Here is a 17,207-nt window from a genome sequence, read left to right on the forward strand (position 1 = left end):
CAGTTTGACTATCCCGGATGCCAGAAGAAGGCTGCGGCTTTCCTCTCGGAAAGTTTGTCGGGTTGTTCTGCCTTCACAGCGGTCACCTGATCACTTTCGCCTACGCAACATGGAAGACCCATGAGCTCACGCTGGCCAGAATGATCACCCACCATCTCAAGCCCGGGAATGTCCTCCGCCGACCGCCTCTACTGCGGCTATGAGTTTCTTCCGAGCTGCTGCGCAGAAGGGTCGACCGTCATCCGCCTTCATGGTTCTCGCAAGACCATTCGCAACGGCTGCGGCAGCTGGTGCGAAACTTCAAGCGCGGACCGAAATCCAAGGGGTTTCCTCGAGCGCCTCCAGCGCATGCCCGGTCAGATCACCGTGCGCCTTGTCCGCTCAAAGCACCCTGTCGCGGATACCGCACACAAACCATGACAATCGCCACCTCTCTGTTGGATCGCTCTGCGTTTCCGATCACGCCATCGCGGCATTGTACATGCAGCGCTGGCACATCAGTGCACTACCGCCAGATCAAGACCAATCTCGGACTGGATGTTCTTCGCGGGCTTTCCCCGCCACAGTCGAGCGAGGGCTTTGGATGCACGCCATCGCCTACAATCTGATCCGCGCACTCATGCTCAAGGGCGCATTGACCGGCCAGATTCCCGTGGCGCGCCTCAGTTTCAAGGGCACCCTCGATCTTCTCATGAGCTGGGCACCACTTGCGACACGCAGGCGACTCCTGCGTCATTTGAAGCAGGAACTGATTGATCGCATCATCTCCGATCTCGTCCCCTTCCGCCCCGGTCGCTCCGAACCACGGGCAAAAAAGCGCCGACCGAAAAACTACCAGTTCCTCACCAAACCTCGTCACATCTTCCGCGTATCTGCTTCTCGTGCCCTCAAATAATGCTTCCCTTCTCGCAACCATCACTGGATCGCTCCCCCTCGGGGCTTAACTTAGCGCCATTCAGGTTTGACCCCTTTGGCTGGTCCGTGACCGGGCCGGATTTTTACTCCGCCCACACCTCCTCCGCTCAACTCCATCGCAGCCTGCGACCACAGCGCGGCTATTCGGCTACGAATTGCGATGCCAGTCCGGCCAATCCAAGAATATCCTTACACGCTCAGTTCGGCAAATTTTGTGATCAGAAAAAAATCGGTAACATCTAGCCGCCTTCTGCGGCTCCGCCGGCGGAACCGGCGCGGCGATTTCGGCCGCGCGCACGTCGGCAGCTTTAGCCGCTTCAGCAGCTAAAGAAGAAGGCGCGCGCGTGCCGTGTGACGACACGTCGGCCGACACTTTGCCCTTACCCATTTCGCCGAACGGCAACGCGGCGCGGAGCACGACGCCGAGGGATTTCTCGGGCGGAGTGACGGTGAGCGCGTAGGCGCACGCGTCCTGGCCGTGCGGAAACAGGACGCGTGCGCACTCGACGCCGTAGGCGGCGAGCTGCGCCGCGACCTCAGCCGCGCCGCGTTCGTGCGCGACACTTCGCGCACACGCCGCCCCCGGCGGGGCAGGACTCCACCGGACGGAGCGCAAGCGGAGGAGGAAGCAGACGACGTGACAGCGGCTCGGCGCTGGCGCGGCGTGTGCCGCTTGGATCATTGACGACGTTGTGAACGGCTAACCCAAGTTTTCCGGCGCTAAGAAAAACGGCTTACACACCTTGGTCAGCTCGGTTTCCTGGGTTGCGCTGGGGAACATAATATCGAGATGAACCTGAGCGTTAAAGATGGTCTTGAAGATGGCCCCGATCTTTTCGGCCAGACCTCTATCCGGGCCAAACTGCGTCTTGAGGCAAAGTGCCACGCTAGTTTGCCCGCCAATATCCACTCGCGCCAGGTATGCAGCATGCACGCTCCGATCCTTTTGGAAAAACTCTGCCAAGCGGACTTTCAGCAACTGCTCTGCCGGCCCATCTTGCTCGCTCAGAAATTGCACCTGCGGCACGCGGATTTCCTGCGGGTGCTGCATACTACGAGTGGAAGGTTTCAACCACGACATCATTGGGCCAGTTTATCGGCCTGAACAGCAGCTTCATCGCGTGTGCTAAAAATCATCGCCCACGCGATCAATTCGACCTGCTCGCGTTTGAACATGCGGGCCTCAATGACGTTCTCATCTAAGATCCGGGCGACATAGACAGAGGCCGGCCAAGTCGTAATTGGAAAGAGCGTTTCGCCTTGGTGCCTTGTTGATATAATGAGGCGTGTGATGTCCTCACCGCCACGGCCAAAACTCTGACCGATCAGCGGTGGCTCGATCTCAATGAGCATGTGGTCGTCCCGCGCTTGATCGCGAAGCCTCTCCCTTGTCCAGCATGCTCGGGGCACACTGAGCGGTTTATATTCGCCAGCAGACGACAGAAAAAAATCCGGTGGCTTGTTCATCAAAACGGCGGATTAACCCCGGAAACGTTCGTGATGTTAATTTGTGTTCCCGGCCTTGGCACAAACACTTCAGGCAGGCCGCCACCGACTCCTCCGGGACCAGGTGCAGCCGACCGGAAGATAACCCCTTCAGTATTATTCAGCGTCCCCTGCAAAAGAAACTGCCCCGAATTACCCGGGAACAAACCAGCCGTCTCGCGGAAGTTGGCGACCGCGCCGGGATTGGTCGTCGTATAATATTGCCCCAGACCTCTGGCCTCATCTCCAAAAACCCGGAAGAGCTGCGTGCCTTCACCCGCTAATCCACCACGGAATGCGCTGACTGTTGGCCCGGCAAGAGACGCGCCTCTCATAACTGCGATGTCCGCCATCAACGAGCCGCGGCCGTAAGGGCTTTGCAGCTTCATTTTCGTAGAGAGCAGGAAATTATCCAGCTTGCTACCGTAAGGCGTCAGTGGCTCTCGGATGGTTGTGAAACTGCGGTAAGCATCAATCGGGTGCGCTATCGCCGAACCGAGTGCGCTGAGCGTATTCCCGAATCCACGCAGAAAGGCTTTGCCTCCTTCTATACCCCAATCGGCACCCGGATCGCGATACGCACTGATCGTCCCTGGATTGTTTGGGCCGCCAGTGCCTGTCTTGGTTGCTCCGTTGAGCGTATCTTTCAAACTTGCCTCGGCCGCCTCTTGCAGGCTCCCCGAAAGGTCAGCCTGAATATCGCTGAGAACTTGATCTGCTATCGTGGAAATCCAAATTCCAGTGTAAAGCATGAAGCCATCAGCCCTCATGCGAGCACTTGTAACACGGTATGTGCCGCGATGGTTACTATACGTCTTTCCAACCTCCCTGGGTGCGGTGACTATAAAGGTTTCCATTACAACAGTCTCGCCATTATCGGTGAAGTTGAGTATGGTTGGTCCCAGAAGCCCAAGGCCCAGCCCCGGCCCGCCTGCACCGGGCCCGCCCCCGGCAGTGCCGTAAACCTTTTCCTTATAACGAGTGGTTTCGACCGTGACAGCGGGCAACTTGCGCGGCTCCTCGCCGCTTCCATCCGCATCCTTTGCGTACAGGCCTAAATAATCCCAGGATCCCGCAGGGTCATTGTTTGCATACGCATAAAGATTTGCACCCCCCAGTTCCTCGATGGGGTCTCTGGTCAGGAAACGGCCGGTTCGCGCATTGTAAACCCGATGATTGTAGTCCGCCAGTCCACTCTCGTAATCCACATACTTGCTCGCAAATCGAAATGGATTGTCCGACGCGATGGGATCACCACCCAATGCGATCAGTTCTCCAAAGGAGCTGTAATCGTACCGTGCGGACAGGGCACCGGTGCTGCGGTCGATCAATCCGCGGACGTTTCCGTTTGCACTCGAAATCACCAGGAAGGTTCCTCCGGAAACACCCGCCGCATTGATCTGCAACAATCCGCCAACACCGCCGCCTCCCCCCACTGAGTTGGTGTTGTCCAGTCCCCAGACGTAGGAACGTATGATGCTGTCAGCAGGCATCGGACCGCTTATTTCGGCGAGAAGACGCCAGCCTTGATATACCAGCTTTACATTGAGAAGAATGACACCGGCGAGGGTGGCTCCGCTACGAATCACCTTCTGTGAGCGCCGCCCGGCATAATCGTACCCAAACTGGATGTTCTGGGAGTTGTCCTTTTTTACCATCCAGGCGAGCCGGTTCTCACCGTCGTAATAGTAGCTCCAGATATTGTCGGATGTCAGGTTCCCGTCAAAATCGTGGGTAAATGCCTCGGCTCCCCACCCGGTGACACCCGTGTATTGATTTACCTCATTGGGCGAAAAGGTGGAAGTGCCTGCTGTCCGCACTTCCTGCGTTCGGTTGCCCTGCCCGTCGTAGGTCCAGTCCCGTTGCCGGGTTGTGTCGAATGCTCCGACTGGCGCTCCGCTCGCATCCAGATGCCGCCGCTCGAGCCCGTCCAAAAAGTTCCTGAACGAATAGCTGTTCCAGTCCCTGTAGCCGTTCGGATAGGAAAAATCGCTCGCCAGAGTGCCTCGCACTTTTTCGCCCACCCGGCGCTCAAGCCAGTCGTAGTCATAGGTAAATTCGGCGCGGGATGCGCCGGACCAGGCGTAAGCGATATTGTCCTGCAGGTTGCGCCAGTTCTGCCAAGTGGCCGTCTTCACAAGGTTTCCCTGTGTCACAGTTTTCACCAAACTGGAGCCCGGCTCGTAGGTGTAGCTGGTGGTCGAGGTTTGCTGCGAATCGTTCAATCCATAACGCCAGGCGGCGTCGATCGTGGAGATTCGTCCGGTGCCGGTGTCAAACCCGTACGTGACCCTCAAGCTGCGATCATCACCATTGAAACCCAACTGATAGCCCCGGAACCGGCCCGGTATCGTGCCGTCATATTTGTAGGTCAGCGTCCGTTTGTTCGACGATGCATCCAAGCCAAATGTGGTCGGCAGAAGCTCGGATTCGAGTAAGCGATCGACAGAACGATAGCTGAACAGCCTTTGCCCCATGCCATCATCGATCTGACCCACACGCCCATCCCTCGCATAGGCGTATGTGACCGTCGCGGTGCCAAGGCCGGCGGGGTCACCCGCATAGCTCCTGGACTCGATCTCTCCCGTCCTCTGCCCGTATGAACTCCGATAGGTGTAGGTGGTGGTGGCTCCTCTCGCCCAAGTGCGAGTGGCAACACGATTCAATGCGTCATACGTGTAGGCCACCGCCTTCAGTTTCGCGTCGGTCTTGCTGATCAAGAGGTTGGTCGGATCGTCGTACTGCCATTGGGTAAGATCCCCAGTGGGGGGACTGCCAGGCCAGCTTGAACTTTCAAAGTGGACTCCGCTTCGGTAGGTGGTCTGCGCGCTCAATCGTCCATAGCTGTCGTATGAATATTCGACCGGCTCGACTCGGGGCCCCCACTGCCGATTCAATTTCCCTTGCGTCGAATAGCTATAATACGCCGACTTCCAATCGCCGTTGTCGTTCACCTTGTGCTCTGAAACCCGGCCGGCCGCGTCATAGACGAACTCCTGCCATTCCGAACCAATAACACCGGGATGAAGATACTGATTTCTCAGGTTTTTGATGAAACGTGTGCCATCATAATATACCCTGTCTTCCTTGACGTTCGATCGTCCCTGTGTCGAGACCGGTCTGCCAAAGGCGTCGTACGCAAAACTTACAACCTCTCCCCGGCTGCTGCGTTCCTCTTTTGGAAAGCCGTTCTGCTCGATCTTGCGGGAACTCGTGGTCGAACCTGGGATCTGGCTTTCGGTGGTGATCGTCGCGGTGGAAGGCACCACTGTGGTCGTGGTTGCAAGCACATTGTTATTGCCGTCAATCACCCTCACTTCGGCGAGCAATGTCGCGCTCAGGCCTGTCAGGCGAACCCGGCTTCGGGAGACGCGACTGGAAGCGGCTGAAGAGTAATCGTAATAGACTTTCGTGTCCTTCTGTGTCCACCATGCGCCGCCATCGTATACGGTGTCGACCTGATATTCAGTAACGCGATCGTTCGACGCTGAAGCGCTGGTCAACGTCCCGTCTTCGTTCAAATCGAGCCCTTCTCGCAACAGTCCCCCCATGGAGTCATAGACGAACAAATAGGGGGACAACTGAGTTGCGCCAAAGCCGTTCTGTATTATTCTGGAGCCCAATTGGCCCGCGGCATTGTAATTGAAACTTTCTCTGATGGTGCCGCCGCCCGTGTTGGGCAGTGTCTGCCCGACTGTCCGTCCGAGCCAGTCGAAACGCATTTCCGACCAACCTACCCCCGGAGAAGCACCAGACTGACGGCTTTGCCGGACCTGAATGCCACCCGTTTCGACTGAATAGCTAATGTGTTGCGGCACTTGCGCGGAGCCGGTAATGCCGGCCAGCGTTCCATCCAGATTGACCTCAGTGATCCGATCGCCACCACCCGGATAGACGATGCGCGCTATCCGCGGATTGCCTCCATAACCATGTGTAATCGTGCTGGTCAGGCCACCCGAGGGTCCGGGCTCAGTGCTGCCCGTGAGCCGCCCGGCGGTGTCATAAGCGAAAGATTTGACTATATCTCCACCCGAGGCTCCGGCTCCGTTTTGCAGTCTTTCAGTCAGCACCCTGCCCGCACCGTCAAGTGTCAGCAACCGCCACTGTTCCCCGGCCTGCGGCTGACCAGACTTTGCTTTTCTGGCCTCCCGCACCAACCGCCCCCCATTGTCGTAGGCATATTCAAAACGGGCGCCGGTTGCATCGACCTTCGCATCAAGCTGGCCAGCCTTCCATTCGTAGGAAGCAATCACCCCCAGTGGATTTCCGGCTCCATAGAAGAGGTATGAATGCGTTGGAAACACCGTGTCTGTGGACGCGAAATACGACTCTGAGAATTCAATGGAGACCCAACCACTTGAGGTGTAAATCTGCTTCTCACGCCAAAGAGGGCGTCCATACGCGGCAAAAGTGGTGCTTTCGGAAACCGAACGCCCGGGAACCAGATAGAAATTCGATTCCGTCGACAGGGTTCCGAATGCACCGAATGATATTGAAGTGGTCAGAACTCCCCCTGTTGAAACGCTGGTGCCTTCATAGCTGATTTCCCGCCACAGCGATCCGCTGGGGTCTGGTATGAATTCCCTATAAGTCGGATTGCCGACATTTCCTCTCACATATAAAGTCACCCGCATGGTGCCGTCCGGACGGATGACGGAGTGAATCTTCCCCGGCAGTCGATGATATAGCTCATCGGCATCCTCCCGGTACGTCTTGGTCACCGTCTGGACATAATTTGTCGCATCTGAATAATCCTTCCGGGTCGCGACTCGCAGTGGCTGACCATTCTTCGTTTCATTAACATATGCAATCAACGTTTTACCCACCTGAACGTCGTTGATCTTTGTAACTATCGAACTCGGAAGAGTCGAAAGCCCCGTCCAATCCGAAACATAGTCAAACTCCTGGACTTTTCCCACGAAAGGGGAGGCACCGGCAGGCGTTGAAGGTGAATTCAAATAGGGCTCATACGTGCGGTGGACCATTCCGCGTCGAGCGGTATCGGTGTAATACTCATACTTCGTCCACTCACCGGACGATTTGACAATCGACGTCATTTTGCCAACGCCGCTCGTTCCCGTGCTGTCGTACGCATAGGTTGTCGTTTCGGGATTTGCCAGCCCGTCTCCAAGCGTTTGTTGAGTAACTGAATCCCCCCAAAAGTAATTGGTGGAAAGCGTCCTGGTGTTGCTGGCGATTGCCCCTGTACCACTCTTTACCACCAGAGTTTCATCCCGGTCGAAGCCGGCCATCACCCACTCACGCTTTGAAGCGCCGACTGTGCCGAGCGACGTGTCGGTCCAATCAGTAGCCGTCCATGTCGGCGTGGAGCCGGTCTTCACGAGTTCAGTCCACCAAGTCTTGGAGTATCCATTCTGTTTGGTGGTCTTGGTGATCCGCACTCGATTCAACGCAGGATGATCAGGATTGGTGACCGTATATTCGTATATGGGTTGCGCTCCAGGCACAACCTGCCAAAGCGAACCTGACTTTGAGCCCACATCAATCCTCTGGTAAAACCGAATGTAGTATGTCCACCCATTCAAGGCATCGATATCCACCAGACACTGGTCCGAAAGAATCTGCCGCAAGATACCGCCTGGACGGTAAATTTCGACCACGGTTTCATCACAGTCGTAGTCCAGTACGTCAGGCTTGAAGGTGAGCGCGGATATCCCCGATTCGCGCAATGAAATGTTGCCTGCGCTGCCTCCGCCTCTAAGCGAGCCAACACCAAGCTCCCAAATCACGCGCCCGGCACGCAATTCCGTGGACTCGCCCATCGCGAGTTGCGTGTCACGTTCGATGCGGAATTTGAGGAGCGCACCGAGACCTGGGACAACCACCCTTCTTTGCTCAACTTCATCAATCAAGACCCTCCACCCGGATGTCACGTTTACACGAAGCTCACTGGAGTCGATGCTGGAGCCACTGCTGCTGATATAATATTCCTTTCCGGGCTTGATGGATGCGTACAAATTTCCCGCGAAATAGTATCCCGCCTTGGGCGCATTGTCATAGAGCGAACTGGAGCCAAGCACGACAAAGACTTCTGCCGGGGAAAGTGGCGTTGTACCGATGGACGCAGTATAATTTATCCCGATTTCAACCGGCACATACAGTCCCTCTTGGTTCAATTGCCCCCAGGAGGTCAATCCACATAGAAAAGCGCAAACTGCGGCATGCAGCCGCACCCAACGGTATAGCGTAGGCATGACAACAGGTCGATTCTGCTAGTTGATACGACCAGCCCTCATGGCTTCCTGCTCTCGCTGGAACCTGAGCGAAAGCTGCTCACGCGAAGCCATTCGCTCCAATCCCCTTTTTGCACGCGCGTTGTCGGCGGAATTCATCAACGCATTCCGATAGGAGGCCTTTGCGGCCTCGAAGTCGTCCAGCAGCCTTTCTTCAATCTCTCCGACTTGTGCCCACGCATCGGCCGTCACCAACTTGTCCGCCTGCCCCAGTGGAATCTTCCTCAGCTCAGCGGCTACCTCGGGAAGTCCCGACTTCTCCCCGGCGAGGAGGATCACCGCAACGTCTTGCAGCAGATCAAGACGCCGGAGAACAGGGTTCCTGGCAGATTTAGATCCAGCGAGAAATGTGTCAAGTTTGCCCAAGGCGAGCTCCGGCCGCCCAAGCGAAAACGCCTCGGCGATCTCATTTAGATCCCTGAAATGATCCCGTTTTGCCTCCTGAGCATCCGCACGTCCGGATATTGCACATGAAGCTGCCAGGATCATGGCCGCAAGAGACAGTGATGATAGAAAAGTTTTCATGTTCATATTGGGATCATTCCGGTTATTGCACTATGTGAACGTCGCATAGACGTATTATAAATAATGGAGCAGTCGGCCGGAAGGTCGGGCTCCGAAGACGGCGCTGGAATTGTCCTGCGACCGCCGTTTCGCGGAAAGGTTTCAAATTTTGTTTTCACTTCTGGTGACCGCTCACAATCAGGATGCGATTTCTCAACTTGAGGCCTTTCTGGATTCAACGCATTGTCAGTTAATATGATATATTCTACAAATTTTTGGGTGGTTGCCGAAAATGATTCCAATGCAAAAATAAACCCTGAAGCACGCACTTTTATATACTGTCCTTCAAACACTTATGCGCTTGTAAAGGAAGTGTAAATCCTAAATTCGGCGGAGCCGAAACCAGGAGTTGTGTCCCACGTCATGGTGTTTCCTGAAGACGGGAGTGGATTTGGTCAGGGTGGGAGCGACAGTGGTCTGAAGGATCGGGTTTGGAGCGTGGTGGGGGTTGGGGTGAAGACACACACATCGCAATCTACGCCGTCGCGCACAGGACTCTCTCGAATTGGATTTGCCGGAGCCTGACATCCCTTCGGTGGATGGATCGTTACTCCCCGACGGAAATCCCTACTTGGGGATGCGGAACAACCCACTTTCCTACATCGATCCTGATGAGCGCGTTCCCGTGATCGTGCTGGTAGTCTTGGCTGAGCGTAGAGCGCTAAGTGAGCCAGCTGGCGAAACTGCCGAGCCGTCTGTGGCGTGGCTTGGTCAGCTCGCAAACTTGCGTTACAGAGCTGGGGGGACACGTATACTGCGCGTTGAGGTGTCGGTTGGAAAATCGACAACTGCTTGATGAATATTCTCTAATAAATCATTTCATTAAAAATGATTGGAACATAGGAAACAATTGACATAAAGCGAGTAACATAAAAAGTATCGTGTTTGATATCCTTTCACTAAATGGCTCGGCCTATTCCAGATCCCAGGCAGCTCACACTTATTCTCCAAGTCCGTGGAGCGCTTTCGGGCAGGGCATTGGCCGAGGCGATGGGTGTGAGTGAACCTACTGTGACGCGGCTGATCAAACGCCTCGGTTCTTCCATCGAACGCGTGGGCGCAGCCCGCAGTTCACGGTATTTGTTGAGGCGCGTGGTCCGCAATTTTGGCGATCAATGGCCGGTCTATCGCTTGGATGCGGACGGTCGTCCGCGAGTCTGGGGACAACTGCGTGCGTTGCACGGCGGTTTCCGTTTTATTCCGCAAGGTCCTGCGCCCGCGTGGATGCAGGCGGATTATCCCGACGGCCTGTTTTCCGGTCTGCCTTTTTTCCTGCAGGAAGTTCGACCTCAAGGCTATCTCGGTCGCGCGATTGCGCGCGATTTTGCTGCGCGTCAGGGAGCTCCGACCGATCTCCGCCAATGGAATGACGATGATGTGCTTTCGTATTTTCTGACTGACGGTCATGATTTGCCCGGGGATATGATTGTGGGCGACCGCGCGATGGAACGTGCCCATCGGAGCGCTGAAAATGTGTCGACCACGGCCGTCGCAAACGACGATCGTTCTCGAGTGTATCCGGAGCAGGCGGCGGCGGCGCAGCGAGGAGAGTTGATCGGTTCTTCCGCAGGCGGAGAACAACCGAAGTTCCTGACCCATGTTTCCCGGCAACCCGGCCAGTTCCAATCCGTGCTGGTCAAGTTTTCGTCCGCAGACCCTTCACCGGTTTCACAGCGCTGGGCTGATTTGCTTCGGTGCGAACATCTCGCATCCGAAACGATGCGTGCGCGCGGCATCATTGCCGCGCGCACTGAAATCATCGACGCCGGCGGTCGTCGCTTTCTTGAAGTTGAACGTTTCGACCGGATCAACGCCTGCGGCCGTCGCGGGATGATTTCGCTCGGCGCCCTCGAGGACGCATTTCTTGCTCAGCCGTCCGCGGATTGGTCGGTCGCAGCGTCATTGCTTGAAGGAGAAGGTTGGATTTCCGCTGCTGAAGCCCGCTCCCTTCGCTGGATCTGGTGCTTCGGTGATCTCATTGCCAACACCGACATGCACCGCGCCAACGCGAGTTTTTGGTTTGGCGAGAAGCGGCCTTTTACGCTCACGCGGTTCTACGACATGCTGCCCATGCTCTATGCGCCAGGGTCTCAGGGCGACTTATCTGAGCGGGCGTTTTTCCCCCGTCCTCCACTTGCTTCGGTCCTGGACGTTTGGCCCGATGCAGCCACTGCGGCTGCGGGATTCTGGGAGCGGGCCGGGGCGGACGCAGGGCTTGCCCCTTCATTTCGCGCCATCGCTCAGGCGAACTTGTTGGCACTGCGGCGATTGATGGAACGCTTCGTTTAGACCATTGGATTGGATGGGATAGGGGCTTCGGTCTTTTCTAGAGCCTGTCCCATGACGCCAGCAAGAGCCCGATGAAACCCGAAAGCGCCCAAAATAGAAAACGAGAGGAAAAGGAGAGGGAAGGAGCGAGGGAAAGTCTCAATGGACACCCTGCGGGAACCGTTCCGCCCGGCAAAGCCTGACGGGCAGCCCAAAGCGAGCCTTGGCTGGCGGCCGGAAACGGCGTCTTCAAGCGTAGGCAGCGAACTGCAAAGCCGTGTTACCGAGTCCCGAATTTCTCAAAATGGGGGGGCCGCGGTGTTGGGACATCGTGGGCAGCACCGAAGCGCCGATAAGGTTTGGCGTAGAGGAGCCTAACGGAGCCTGGAGACGACCACGATCTATGCCGAGGTGACGATCACCCAGTTGAACGAGGTCCACGCCAGATGCCATCTGGTCGGGCGGGCGGACACGGCGCTTGCCGTACCGGCATCCGCACCGTAAAATGTCCGCCATGAACGAACTCGTTTTCCAAATCACCCAGGAGGCCGATGGCGGCTACGTCGCCGAGGCCCTCGGTGAAAGCATCATCACGCAGGCCGACACCTGGGAGGGGTTGCGCGCCAACGTGCGCGAGGCGGTGACGGCGTTTTACTTCGACCGTCCCGCCCCGAAGGTGCTGCGCCTGCATCTGGTCCGGGACGAAGTGCTCGCATGAGGTTGCCGCGCGATCTTTGCGGCCGCGATCTGGCGCGCGTGCTCTGCGCCCGGTGGGCTTACACGAAGGTCAACGAGGTCGGCAGCCACATCATTTTGCAGACGGAGACCCCGCGGCATCACCGCGTCTCGGTGCCCAATCACAAGCCGCTGCGCATCGGCACGCTCAACGCCATCCTGCGCGAGGTCGCTGTCGCCAAGGGTATCACGCGGGAGGACATCCTCGCCACGCTCTGACGGCCGCAAATCTGCGATCCTGTCCCGCGGCACGGTGTTTCCAGAAGACGGGAGTGGATTTTTTGTGGAGCCGGCTGCAGGGGGAGCATCCTGTGGAAGTAGCGCTGGGATTGGTGCGCCTGCAGGAGGCGCGTCCAAACTTGGTTTCCGTTGAATTGATCCGAGATCGATTTCGTGAGCACCTCAAAAGCCAGGGCGAATCTGAAACGTTGAAACGAGCCGTCGTTCAGCTTCTGGCAGAGTATGATCCGGCCACAGCGGCTTTGGATGCGCGCCGGTTTCTCGACGCGTCCAACTCGGGCATCATGCTGAAAGCTTCGGCAATCGCCACCCTTGGACTGGCCGGTGGAAAGGAAGACCGGACATTGATCGAGCCTTACATGACAAGTGCGGATATCCGCCTAAGCGAGGCTGCCAAGGCAGCCCTGAAGCGAATGGAAACCAGGTAGGAGGAGGTGCGTGCATTCCACGCTCCTCTGCTGAGCGGACTCCAACTTGGCGACGACCGAAAGAATCCCGCGCCTCAGAGGATGAGCATCGCGTCGCCGTAGCTGAGAAACCGGTATTTCCTTGTGATCGCCTCGACATAGATCTCGTGGAGGAAGGGAATGCCATCGACCGAGCCGGGGGCGAGGAATGCGGCCACGAGGCAGAGCAGCGTCGAGCGGGGCTGATGAAAATTCGTGATGAGCGCGTCGACTCCGGAGAATGTCCGTGGCGGATGGATGAAGAGAGAGGCCTCGCCAGTGAAGGTTTGAAAGGGCGGAAGAGGCTCCGGGTGTTTGCGGAGAAAATCCTCGATGCATCGCACTGATGTCGTGCCGACCGCGACTCGACGCCCGTCACCGGGGTGGAAGATGCGCGCCTGTGCGTCCGTGGGCATTTCATAGGTTTCGCGGTGAATGGCGTGTTCCTCCACGGTGGGAGTCGAGATCGGCTTGAACGTGCCCAGGCCAACGTGGAGCGTGACATCGGTGGTGTGCACGCCGGATTGGTGAAGCGAGGCAAGCAGCTCCGGCGTGAAATGCAGTCCGGCTGTTGGCGCGGCAACGGCGACCTGCCGATCCAAGCGGGCGTAGACGGTTTGATAGCGCTGCAGGTCCGTTTCCCGCGAACTGCCTTCGGGGTCGTCCCGGTTGATATAGGGAGGAAGTGGAACCGCACCGAGGCGGTTTGCGACCGAGACAATCGATTCGGCACCTTCCGTTTCAAACCGGACCCGGGCGCAGCCTTCGGCATCCTTTTCCAGAACCGTTGCCGCAAAGCCGCCTTCGCGGGAGAAATGCGCGCCGATCGGCAGCTTCTTTCCCGGGCGAAGCAGGCACCACCAGGTGTTGTTTTCCTGAGTGGGGCGCAGGAGCAGGCACTCGCACGCCCCGCCCCCCGTGCGTTTTGCGAGCAGCCGCGCGGGCAGAACAGCGGCGGAGTTGCGGATCAGGCAATCTCCCTGCCGCAGGAACGCCGGCAGATCCGAGAAGACATGGTGGGAGATTGTGTGTCGCCCGCGGTCGACAACGAGTAGGCGAGACTGGTCGCGCCTCGCGGCCGGAGTCTGTGCGATCAGGTCCGGCGGAAGTGAGTAGTCAAAAAGGTCGGTGGCCAGCGGTGGTGTCACGATTGAAGCGGGAAACGACAGACTGGATTGGCGCTCAATTCAACCGCAAGGCGTGCCATCGGGAAGACGCACCACTCAATTCCCGGCCTCCCGGCCGGCGTCATGCTGTGTGACGAAATTGCTTGCTGCGGGCGGAAGCGGGCACCTAATACCCTTCGCCCGTTTTAGGACGGGTGGCTGACCCGGTTTCGCCGATGTAGCTCAGTGGTAGAGCAACGCTTTCGTAAAGCGTGGGTCGTCGGTTCAATCCCGACCATCGGCTCCAGCTTGGGAGCGCGGGCTGATTGAAGCCCGGTTCAATTGTTCCCGATGGCGTCGTCGGGCAGGCTGCCCTGCAGGCGCTTGCGGAGCTTTATGGCTGCGATTTCGCCGCGAAGCTGATGTGAAAACAATTGAAGGCGCTGGTTGACGTCGAGGGTTTCCAGAAGGGTCTGTTTGACGGCTGCGTTTTCGCAGAGATTGAAGGCCGCGATGTCCACAAAGATCTCCGGGTCATCAACAGTCTGGAGAAACTGGGCGAAATTGCTGTGCGGCTCGCCGTTCAGGTGCTGGCGGATGGACAGCAACCGTTCGACCCGGGCGCAGAGCCGCTTGTTTTCCCTCGGGGCAGCGCCGTCCACGCTCGACAAAGGTCTGATGCGGATGTGCCGAAACGGTTGATGTCTGGTCGTTTCTATGATTTCGATACGGGTCAATCCCTGAAGCAGGAGATTGGATGTTCCGTTCTCGTTCTCCTGACATGCCCTGACGATTCCGACACTGGCTACTTTGTGCAGGGGTTCAGGCTCACCGGAGGTATTGTTGGGATCGATGCCAGCGACAGCAAAGAGCCGATGGGTCGCCAGAACACTCTTGAGCATCAATCGATAGCGCTCCTCAAAAATGTGAAGCGGCAGGAGAGCTTGGGGAAAGAATGCGACGTCCCGAAGCGCCATGACTGCGATTTCGTCTGGAACCAGAATTTCAGCCTCCATTGATTTCGCCTGTTTATATGCGGTTTGGGCGCGACACGCAAGGTGTGACACTCCTGTGCCTCGTCACAGGATTCCTGAATGATCCTGTCACAAACTGTGACTTACTGACGCGCCGCACGTGGTTGCGATCAAAATGCAGGGCGACGATCAATTTTTTAAGTTATTGATGTGCAGCGCATTGATTTGATATGCAAAATTGAGGAATGCCCATTGCTGATCAGAGTGCATGAGCCGAATTTTAGGTATCGATCTTGGAACCACCAACTCCTGCATGGCCGTCATGGAAGGCGGCGAGCCCGTGGTGATTCCCAATGCCGAAGGTGCACGCACGACACCATCAGTGGTGGCCTTCACAAAATCGGGCGAGCGGCTGGTTGGCCAGGCAGCGAAGCGCCAGGCCGTCACCAATCCCAAGAACACCATTTTTTCCGCGAAACGCTTGATTGGCCGCAAGTTCTCAGAGACCCGTGAGGAGTCCAAGAATTTTCCCTTCAAGGTTGTGGAGGGCAAGAATAGCGACGCGTATATCGAAGTGCAGGTCGGGGACAAGTCCGAGCAGTTTGCGCCGCAGCAGATTTCCGCGTTTGTCCTGGGTAAACTGAAGGCCGATGCCGAAGCCTATCTTGGTGAGAAGATCACCCAGACAGTCATCACGGTTCCGGCCTATTTCAATGATTCGCAGCGCCAGGCCACGAAGGATGCGGGCAAGATTGCGGGTCTTGAAGTGCTGCGCATCATCAACGAGCCCACGGCGGCGTCGCTGGCGTACGGGCTCGACAAGAAAAAGGACGAAAAGATCGCCGTATTCGATCTGGGCGGCGGAACGTTCGACGTGTCGATCCTCGAGATCGGCGACGGTGTGTTCGAGGTAAAGGCCACCAACGGTGACACTCATCTTGGCGGCGACAACTGGGACGAAGCACTGATCACCTGGCTGGTTGAAACCTTTCAGAAGGAAAACGGCATCGATCTGCGCAAGGATCCGATGGCGCTTCAGCGTTTGAAGGAAGAGGCTGAGAAAGCCAAGATCGCGCTTTCATCGACTCAGAGCTACGACATCAATCTGCCCTTCATCACGGCGGATGCGACAGGTCCGAAGCATCTGACCGTGTCCCTCAGCCGCTCGAAAATGGAGCAGATCTGCGATCCCCTTTTCCAGCGCTGCATTCCCCCGTTCAAAAGCTGCCTGAAGGATGCGGATCTCGCCAACGACAAGATCGACGAACTCGTCCTGGTCGGAGGCATGACCCGCATGCCGAAGGTTGTGGAAATCGCCCGTCAGCTCGGCGGAAAACCGCCTCACCAGGGAGTCAATCCCGACGAGGTTGTTGCCGTCGGCGCCGCCATCCAAGGTGGCGTGCTCAAGGGCGACGTCCGTGATGTCCTCCTGCTCGATGTCACTCCGCTGACACTCGGCATTGAGACCGCGGGCGGTGTCTCGACGGCGATGATTTCGCGCAATACGACGATTCCATCCAAGAAGACGCAGGTGTTTTCCACTTATTCCGACAATCAGCCGTCGGTGGAGATCGTCGTCCTGCAGGGTGAGCGTCCGATGTCGCGCGACAACAAGACGCTTGGAACCTTCCGTCTCGACGGCATCCCGCCGGCGCCGCGCGGAGTGCCGCAGGTCGAGGTCACGTTCGACATCGACGCAAACGGCATTCTCCACGTGTCCGCAAAGGATCTTGGCACCGGCAAGGATCAGAAGATTACCATCCAGGGCTCCTCCGGACTCTCGAAAGAGGAAGTCGAGCGCATGACGAAGGAAGCGGAGCTCAACGCCGAATCCGATCGCAAACGCAAGGAATCGGTCGAGACCAAGAATCAGCTCGACAGCATCACCTACCAGCTCGAGAAGACGCTCAAGGAGGCGGGCGACAAGGTGCCAGCCGACAAGAAGACCGCGATCGAAGCGGCCATTGGTGAGGCAAAGAAGGCACTCGAGTCCGACGATGCCGACAAGATGAAGGCAGCCATGGAGAACCTCTCCAAGGTGGGTGCCGACCTTTATGCCGCGGCTGCGGCGGCAGGCGCCGCTCCGGGTGCGGACGCTGCACAGGGCGCATCAGGAGCCGCTGCAGGCGCCGCGTCCTCCGACGAGGGCAAGAAAACGGAAAAGAAGGCCAACGTTGTCGACGCCGACTTTGAGGTCGTCGACGAGGACAAGAAGTAGAC

Annotated in this window: 14 protein-coding genes and 1 tRNA gene; 8 read left to right on the plus strand and 7 right to left on the minus strand. The window is 57.4% G+C overall.

Features of this window, described 5'->3' with window-relative positions; genetic code table 11:
• Positions 1 to 17 precede the first annotated feature (17 nt).
• Positions 18 to 203 carry a hypothetical protein gene (locus HS122_15495; protein MBE7539799.1) on the plus strand — a complete coding sequence of 62 codons (186 nt, stop codon included), beginning with the start codon at positions 18 to 20 and terminating at the stop codon, positions 201 to 203.
• 380 nt (positions 204 to 583) lie between these two features.
• A complete protein-coding gene (locus HS122_15500; protein MBE7539800.1) occupies positions 584 to 895 on the plus strand; it encodes a hypothetical protein in 312 nt (103 codons plus the stop codon).
• Between the two features lie 168 nt (positions 896 to 1,063).
• Here HS122_15500 and HS122_15505 read toward each other — a convergent pair whose 3' ends face one another.
• From HS122_15505 to HS122_15525, 5 genes are all read right to left on the minus strand, one after another.
• On the minus strand, positions 1,064 to 1,531 hold the full coding sequence (locus HS122_15505) for a hypothetical protein (protein ID MBE7539801.1): 468 nt from the start codon (positions 1,529 to 1,531) through the stop codon (positions 1,064 to 1,066).
• Between the two features lie 84 nt (positions 1,532 to 1,615).
• A complete protein-coding gene (locus HS122_15510) occupies positions 1,616 to 1,999 on the minus strand; it encodes an enhanced serine sensitivity protein SseB C-terminal domain-containing protein (GenBank protein MBE7539802.1) in 384 nt (127 codons plus the stop codon).
• Positions 1,996 to 2,382, minus strand: a complete 387-nt coding sequence (locus HS122_15515) for a hypothetical protein (protein ID MBE7539803.1) — start codon at positions 2,380 to 2,382, stop codon at positions 1,996 to 1,998. Before HS122_15515 ends, HS122_15510 begins: the two co-directional genes overlap by 4 nt.
• The gene (locus tag HS122_15520) at positions 2,382 to 8,615 is read right to left on the minus strand and encodes an RHS repeat-associated core domain-containing protein (GenBank protein MBE7539804.1); all 6,234 of its coding nucleotides are present in this window, start codon (positions 8,613 to 8,615) and stop codon (positions 2,382 to 2,384) included. The genes HS122_15515 and HS122_15520 overlap by 1 nt, the downstream gene beginning before the upstream one ends.
• An 18-nt stretch (positions 8,616 to 8,633) precedes the next feature.
• Positions 8,634 to 9,179, minus strand: coding sequence for a hypothetical protein (locus HS122_15525; GenBank protein MBE7539805.1), 546 nt, complete (start codon positions 9,177 to 9,179; stop codon positions 8,634 to 8,636).
• 942 nt (positions 9,180 to 10,121) lie between these two features.
• Here HS122_15525 and yjjJ point away from each other — a divergent pair.
• The 4 genes from yjjJ to HS122_15545 all read left to right on the plus strand — a co-directional run bounded on the left by yjjJ (position 10,122) and on the right by HS122_15545 (position 12,889).
• Positions 10,122 to 11,507, plus strand: coding sequence for a type II toxin-antitoxin system HipA family toxin YjjJ (gene yjjJ, locus HS122_15530; GenBank protein MBE7539806.1), 1,386 nt, complete (start codon positions 10,122 to 10,124; stop codon positions 11,505 to 11,507).
• Positions 11,508 to 12,000: 493 nt separating this feature from the next.
• On the plus strand, positions 12,001 to 12,204 hold the full coding sequence (locus HS122_15535) for a 2-phospho-L-lactate guanylyltransferase (protein MBE7539807.1): 204 nt from the start codon (positions 12,001 to 12,003) through the stop codon (positions 12,202 to 12,204).
• Positions 12,201 to 12,440: a type II toxin-antitoxin system HicA family toxin gene (locus HS122_15540; GenBank protein MBE7539808.1), complete on the plus strand. Its 240-nt coding sequence runs from the start codon at positions 12,201 to 12,203 to the stop codon at positions 12,438 to 12,440. Before HS122_15535 ends, HS122_15540 begins: the two co-directional genes overlap by 4 nt.
• A gap of 62 nt (positions 12,441 to 12,502) precedes the next feature.
• Positions 12,503 to 12,889, plus strand: a complete 387-nt coding sequence (locus HS122_15545) for a hypothetical protein (GenBank protein MBE7539809.1) — start codon at positions 12,503 to 12,505, stop codon at positions 12,887 to 12,889.
• Positions 12,890 to 12,963: 74 nt separating this feature from the next.
• Here HS122_15545 and queA read toward each other — a convergent pair whose 3' ends face one another.
• The gene (gene queA, locus HS122_15550; protein MBE7539810.1) at positions 12,964 to 14,043 is read right to left on the minus strand and encodes a tRNA preQ1(34) S-adenosylmethionine ribosyltransferase-isomerase QueA; all 1,080 of its coding nucleotides are present in this window, start codon (positions 14,041 to 14,043) and stop codon (positions 12,964 to 12,966) included.
• A 202-nt stretch (positions 14,044 to 14,245) separates the two neighbouring features.
• Here queA and HS122_15555 point away from each other — a divergent pair.
• Positions 14,246 to 14,320, plus strand: a tRNA-Thr gene (locus HS122_15555).
• A 31-nt stretch (positions 14,321 to 14,351) separates the two neighbouring features.
• Here the strand turns inward: HS122_15555 and HS122_15560 are convergent.
• Entirely contained in the window at positions 14,352 to 14,990 is a 639-nt protein-coding gene (locus tag HS122_15560) for an LON peptidase substrate-binding domain-containing protein (GenBank protein ID MBE7539811.1), read from the minus strand.
• A 265-nt stretch (positions 14,991 to 15,255) separates the two neighbouring features.
• On the opposite strand from HS122_15560, the gene dnaK reads away from it, so the two are divergent.
• Complete coding sequence (gene dnaK, locus HS122_15565) at positions 15,256 to 17,205, plus strand: molecular chaperone DnaK (GenBank protein ID MBE7539812.1); 1,950 nt, start codon at positions 15,256 to 15,258, stop codon at positions 17,203 to 17,205.
• Positions 17,206 to 17,207: the final 2 nt, after the last annotated feature.

This window comes from Opitutaceae bacterium (assembly GCA_015075305.1).
Lineage (GTDB): Bacteria > Verrucomicrobiota > Verrucomicrobiia > Opitutales > Opitutaceae > UBA6669.

Coding starts and splice junctions, on each gene's coding strand:
- HS122_15515 (MBE7539803.1), bottom strand. CDS start 2,382: ATGAACAAGCCACCGGATTTTTTTCTGTCGTCTGCTGGCGAATATAAA.
- HS122_15495 (MBE7539799.1), top strand. CDS start 18: ATGCCAGAAGAAGGCTGCGGCTTTCCTCTCGGAAAGTTTGTCGGGTTG.
- HS122_15525 (MBE7539805.1), bottom strand. CDS start 9,179: ATGAAAACTTTTCTATCATCACTGTCTCTTGCGGCCATGATCCTGGCA.
- HS122_15560 (MBE7539811.1), bottom strand. CDS start 14,990: ATGGCGCTTCGGGACGTCGCATTCTTTCCCCAAGCTCTCCTGCCGCTT.
- HS122_15535 (MBE7539807.1), top strand. CDS start 12,001: ATGAACGAACTCGTTTTCCAAATCACCCAGGAGGCCGATGGCGGCTAC.
- HS122_15520 (MBE7539804.1), bottom strand. CDS start 8,615: ATGCCTACGCTATACCGTTGGGTGCGGCTGCATGCCGCAGTTTGCGCT.
- dnaK (MBE7539812.1), top strand. CDS start 15,256: ATGAGCCGAATTTTAGGTATCGATCTTGGAACCACCAACTCCTGCATG.
- HS122_15540 (MBE7539808.1), top strand. CDS start 12,201: ATGAGGTTGCCGCGCGATCTTTGCGGCCGCGATCTGGCGCGCGTGCTC.
- yjjJ (MBE7539806.1), top strand. CDS start 10,122: ATGGCTCGGCCTATTCCAGATCCCAGGCAGCTCACACTTATTCTCCAA.
- HS122_15500 (MBE7539800.1), top strand. CDS start 584: ATGCACGCCATCGCCTACAATCTGATCCGCGCACTCATGCTCAAGGGC.
- HS122_15510 (MBE7539802.1), bottom strand. CDS start 1,999: ATGATGTCGTGGTTGAAACCTTCCACTCGTAGTATGCAGCACCCGCAG.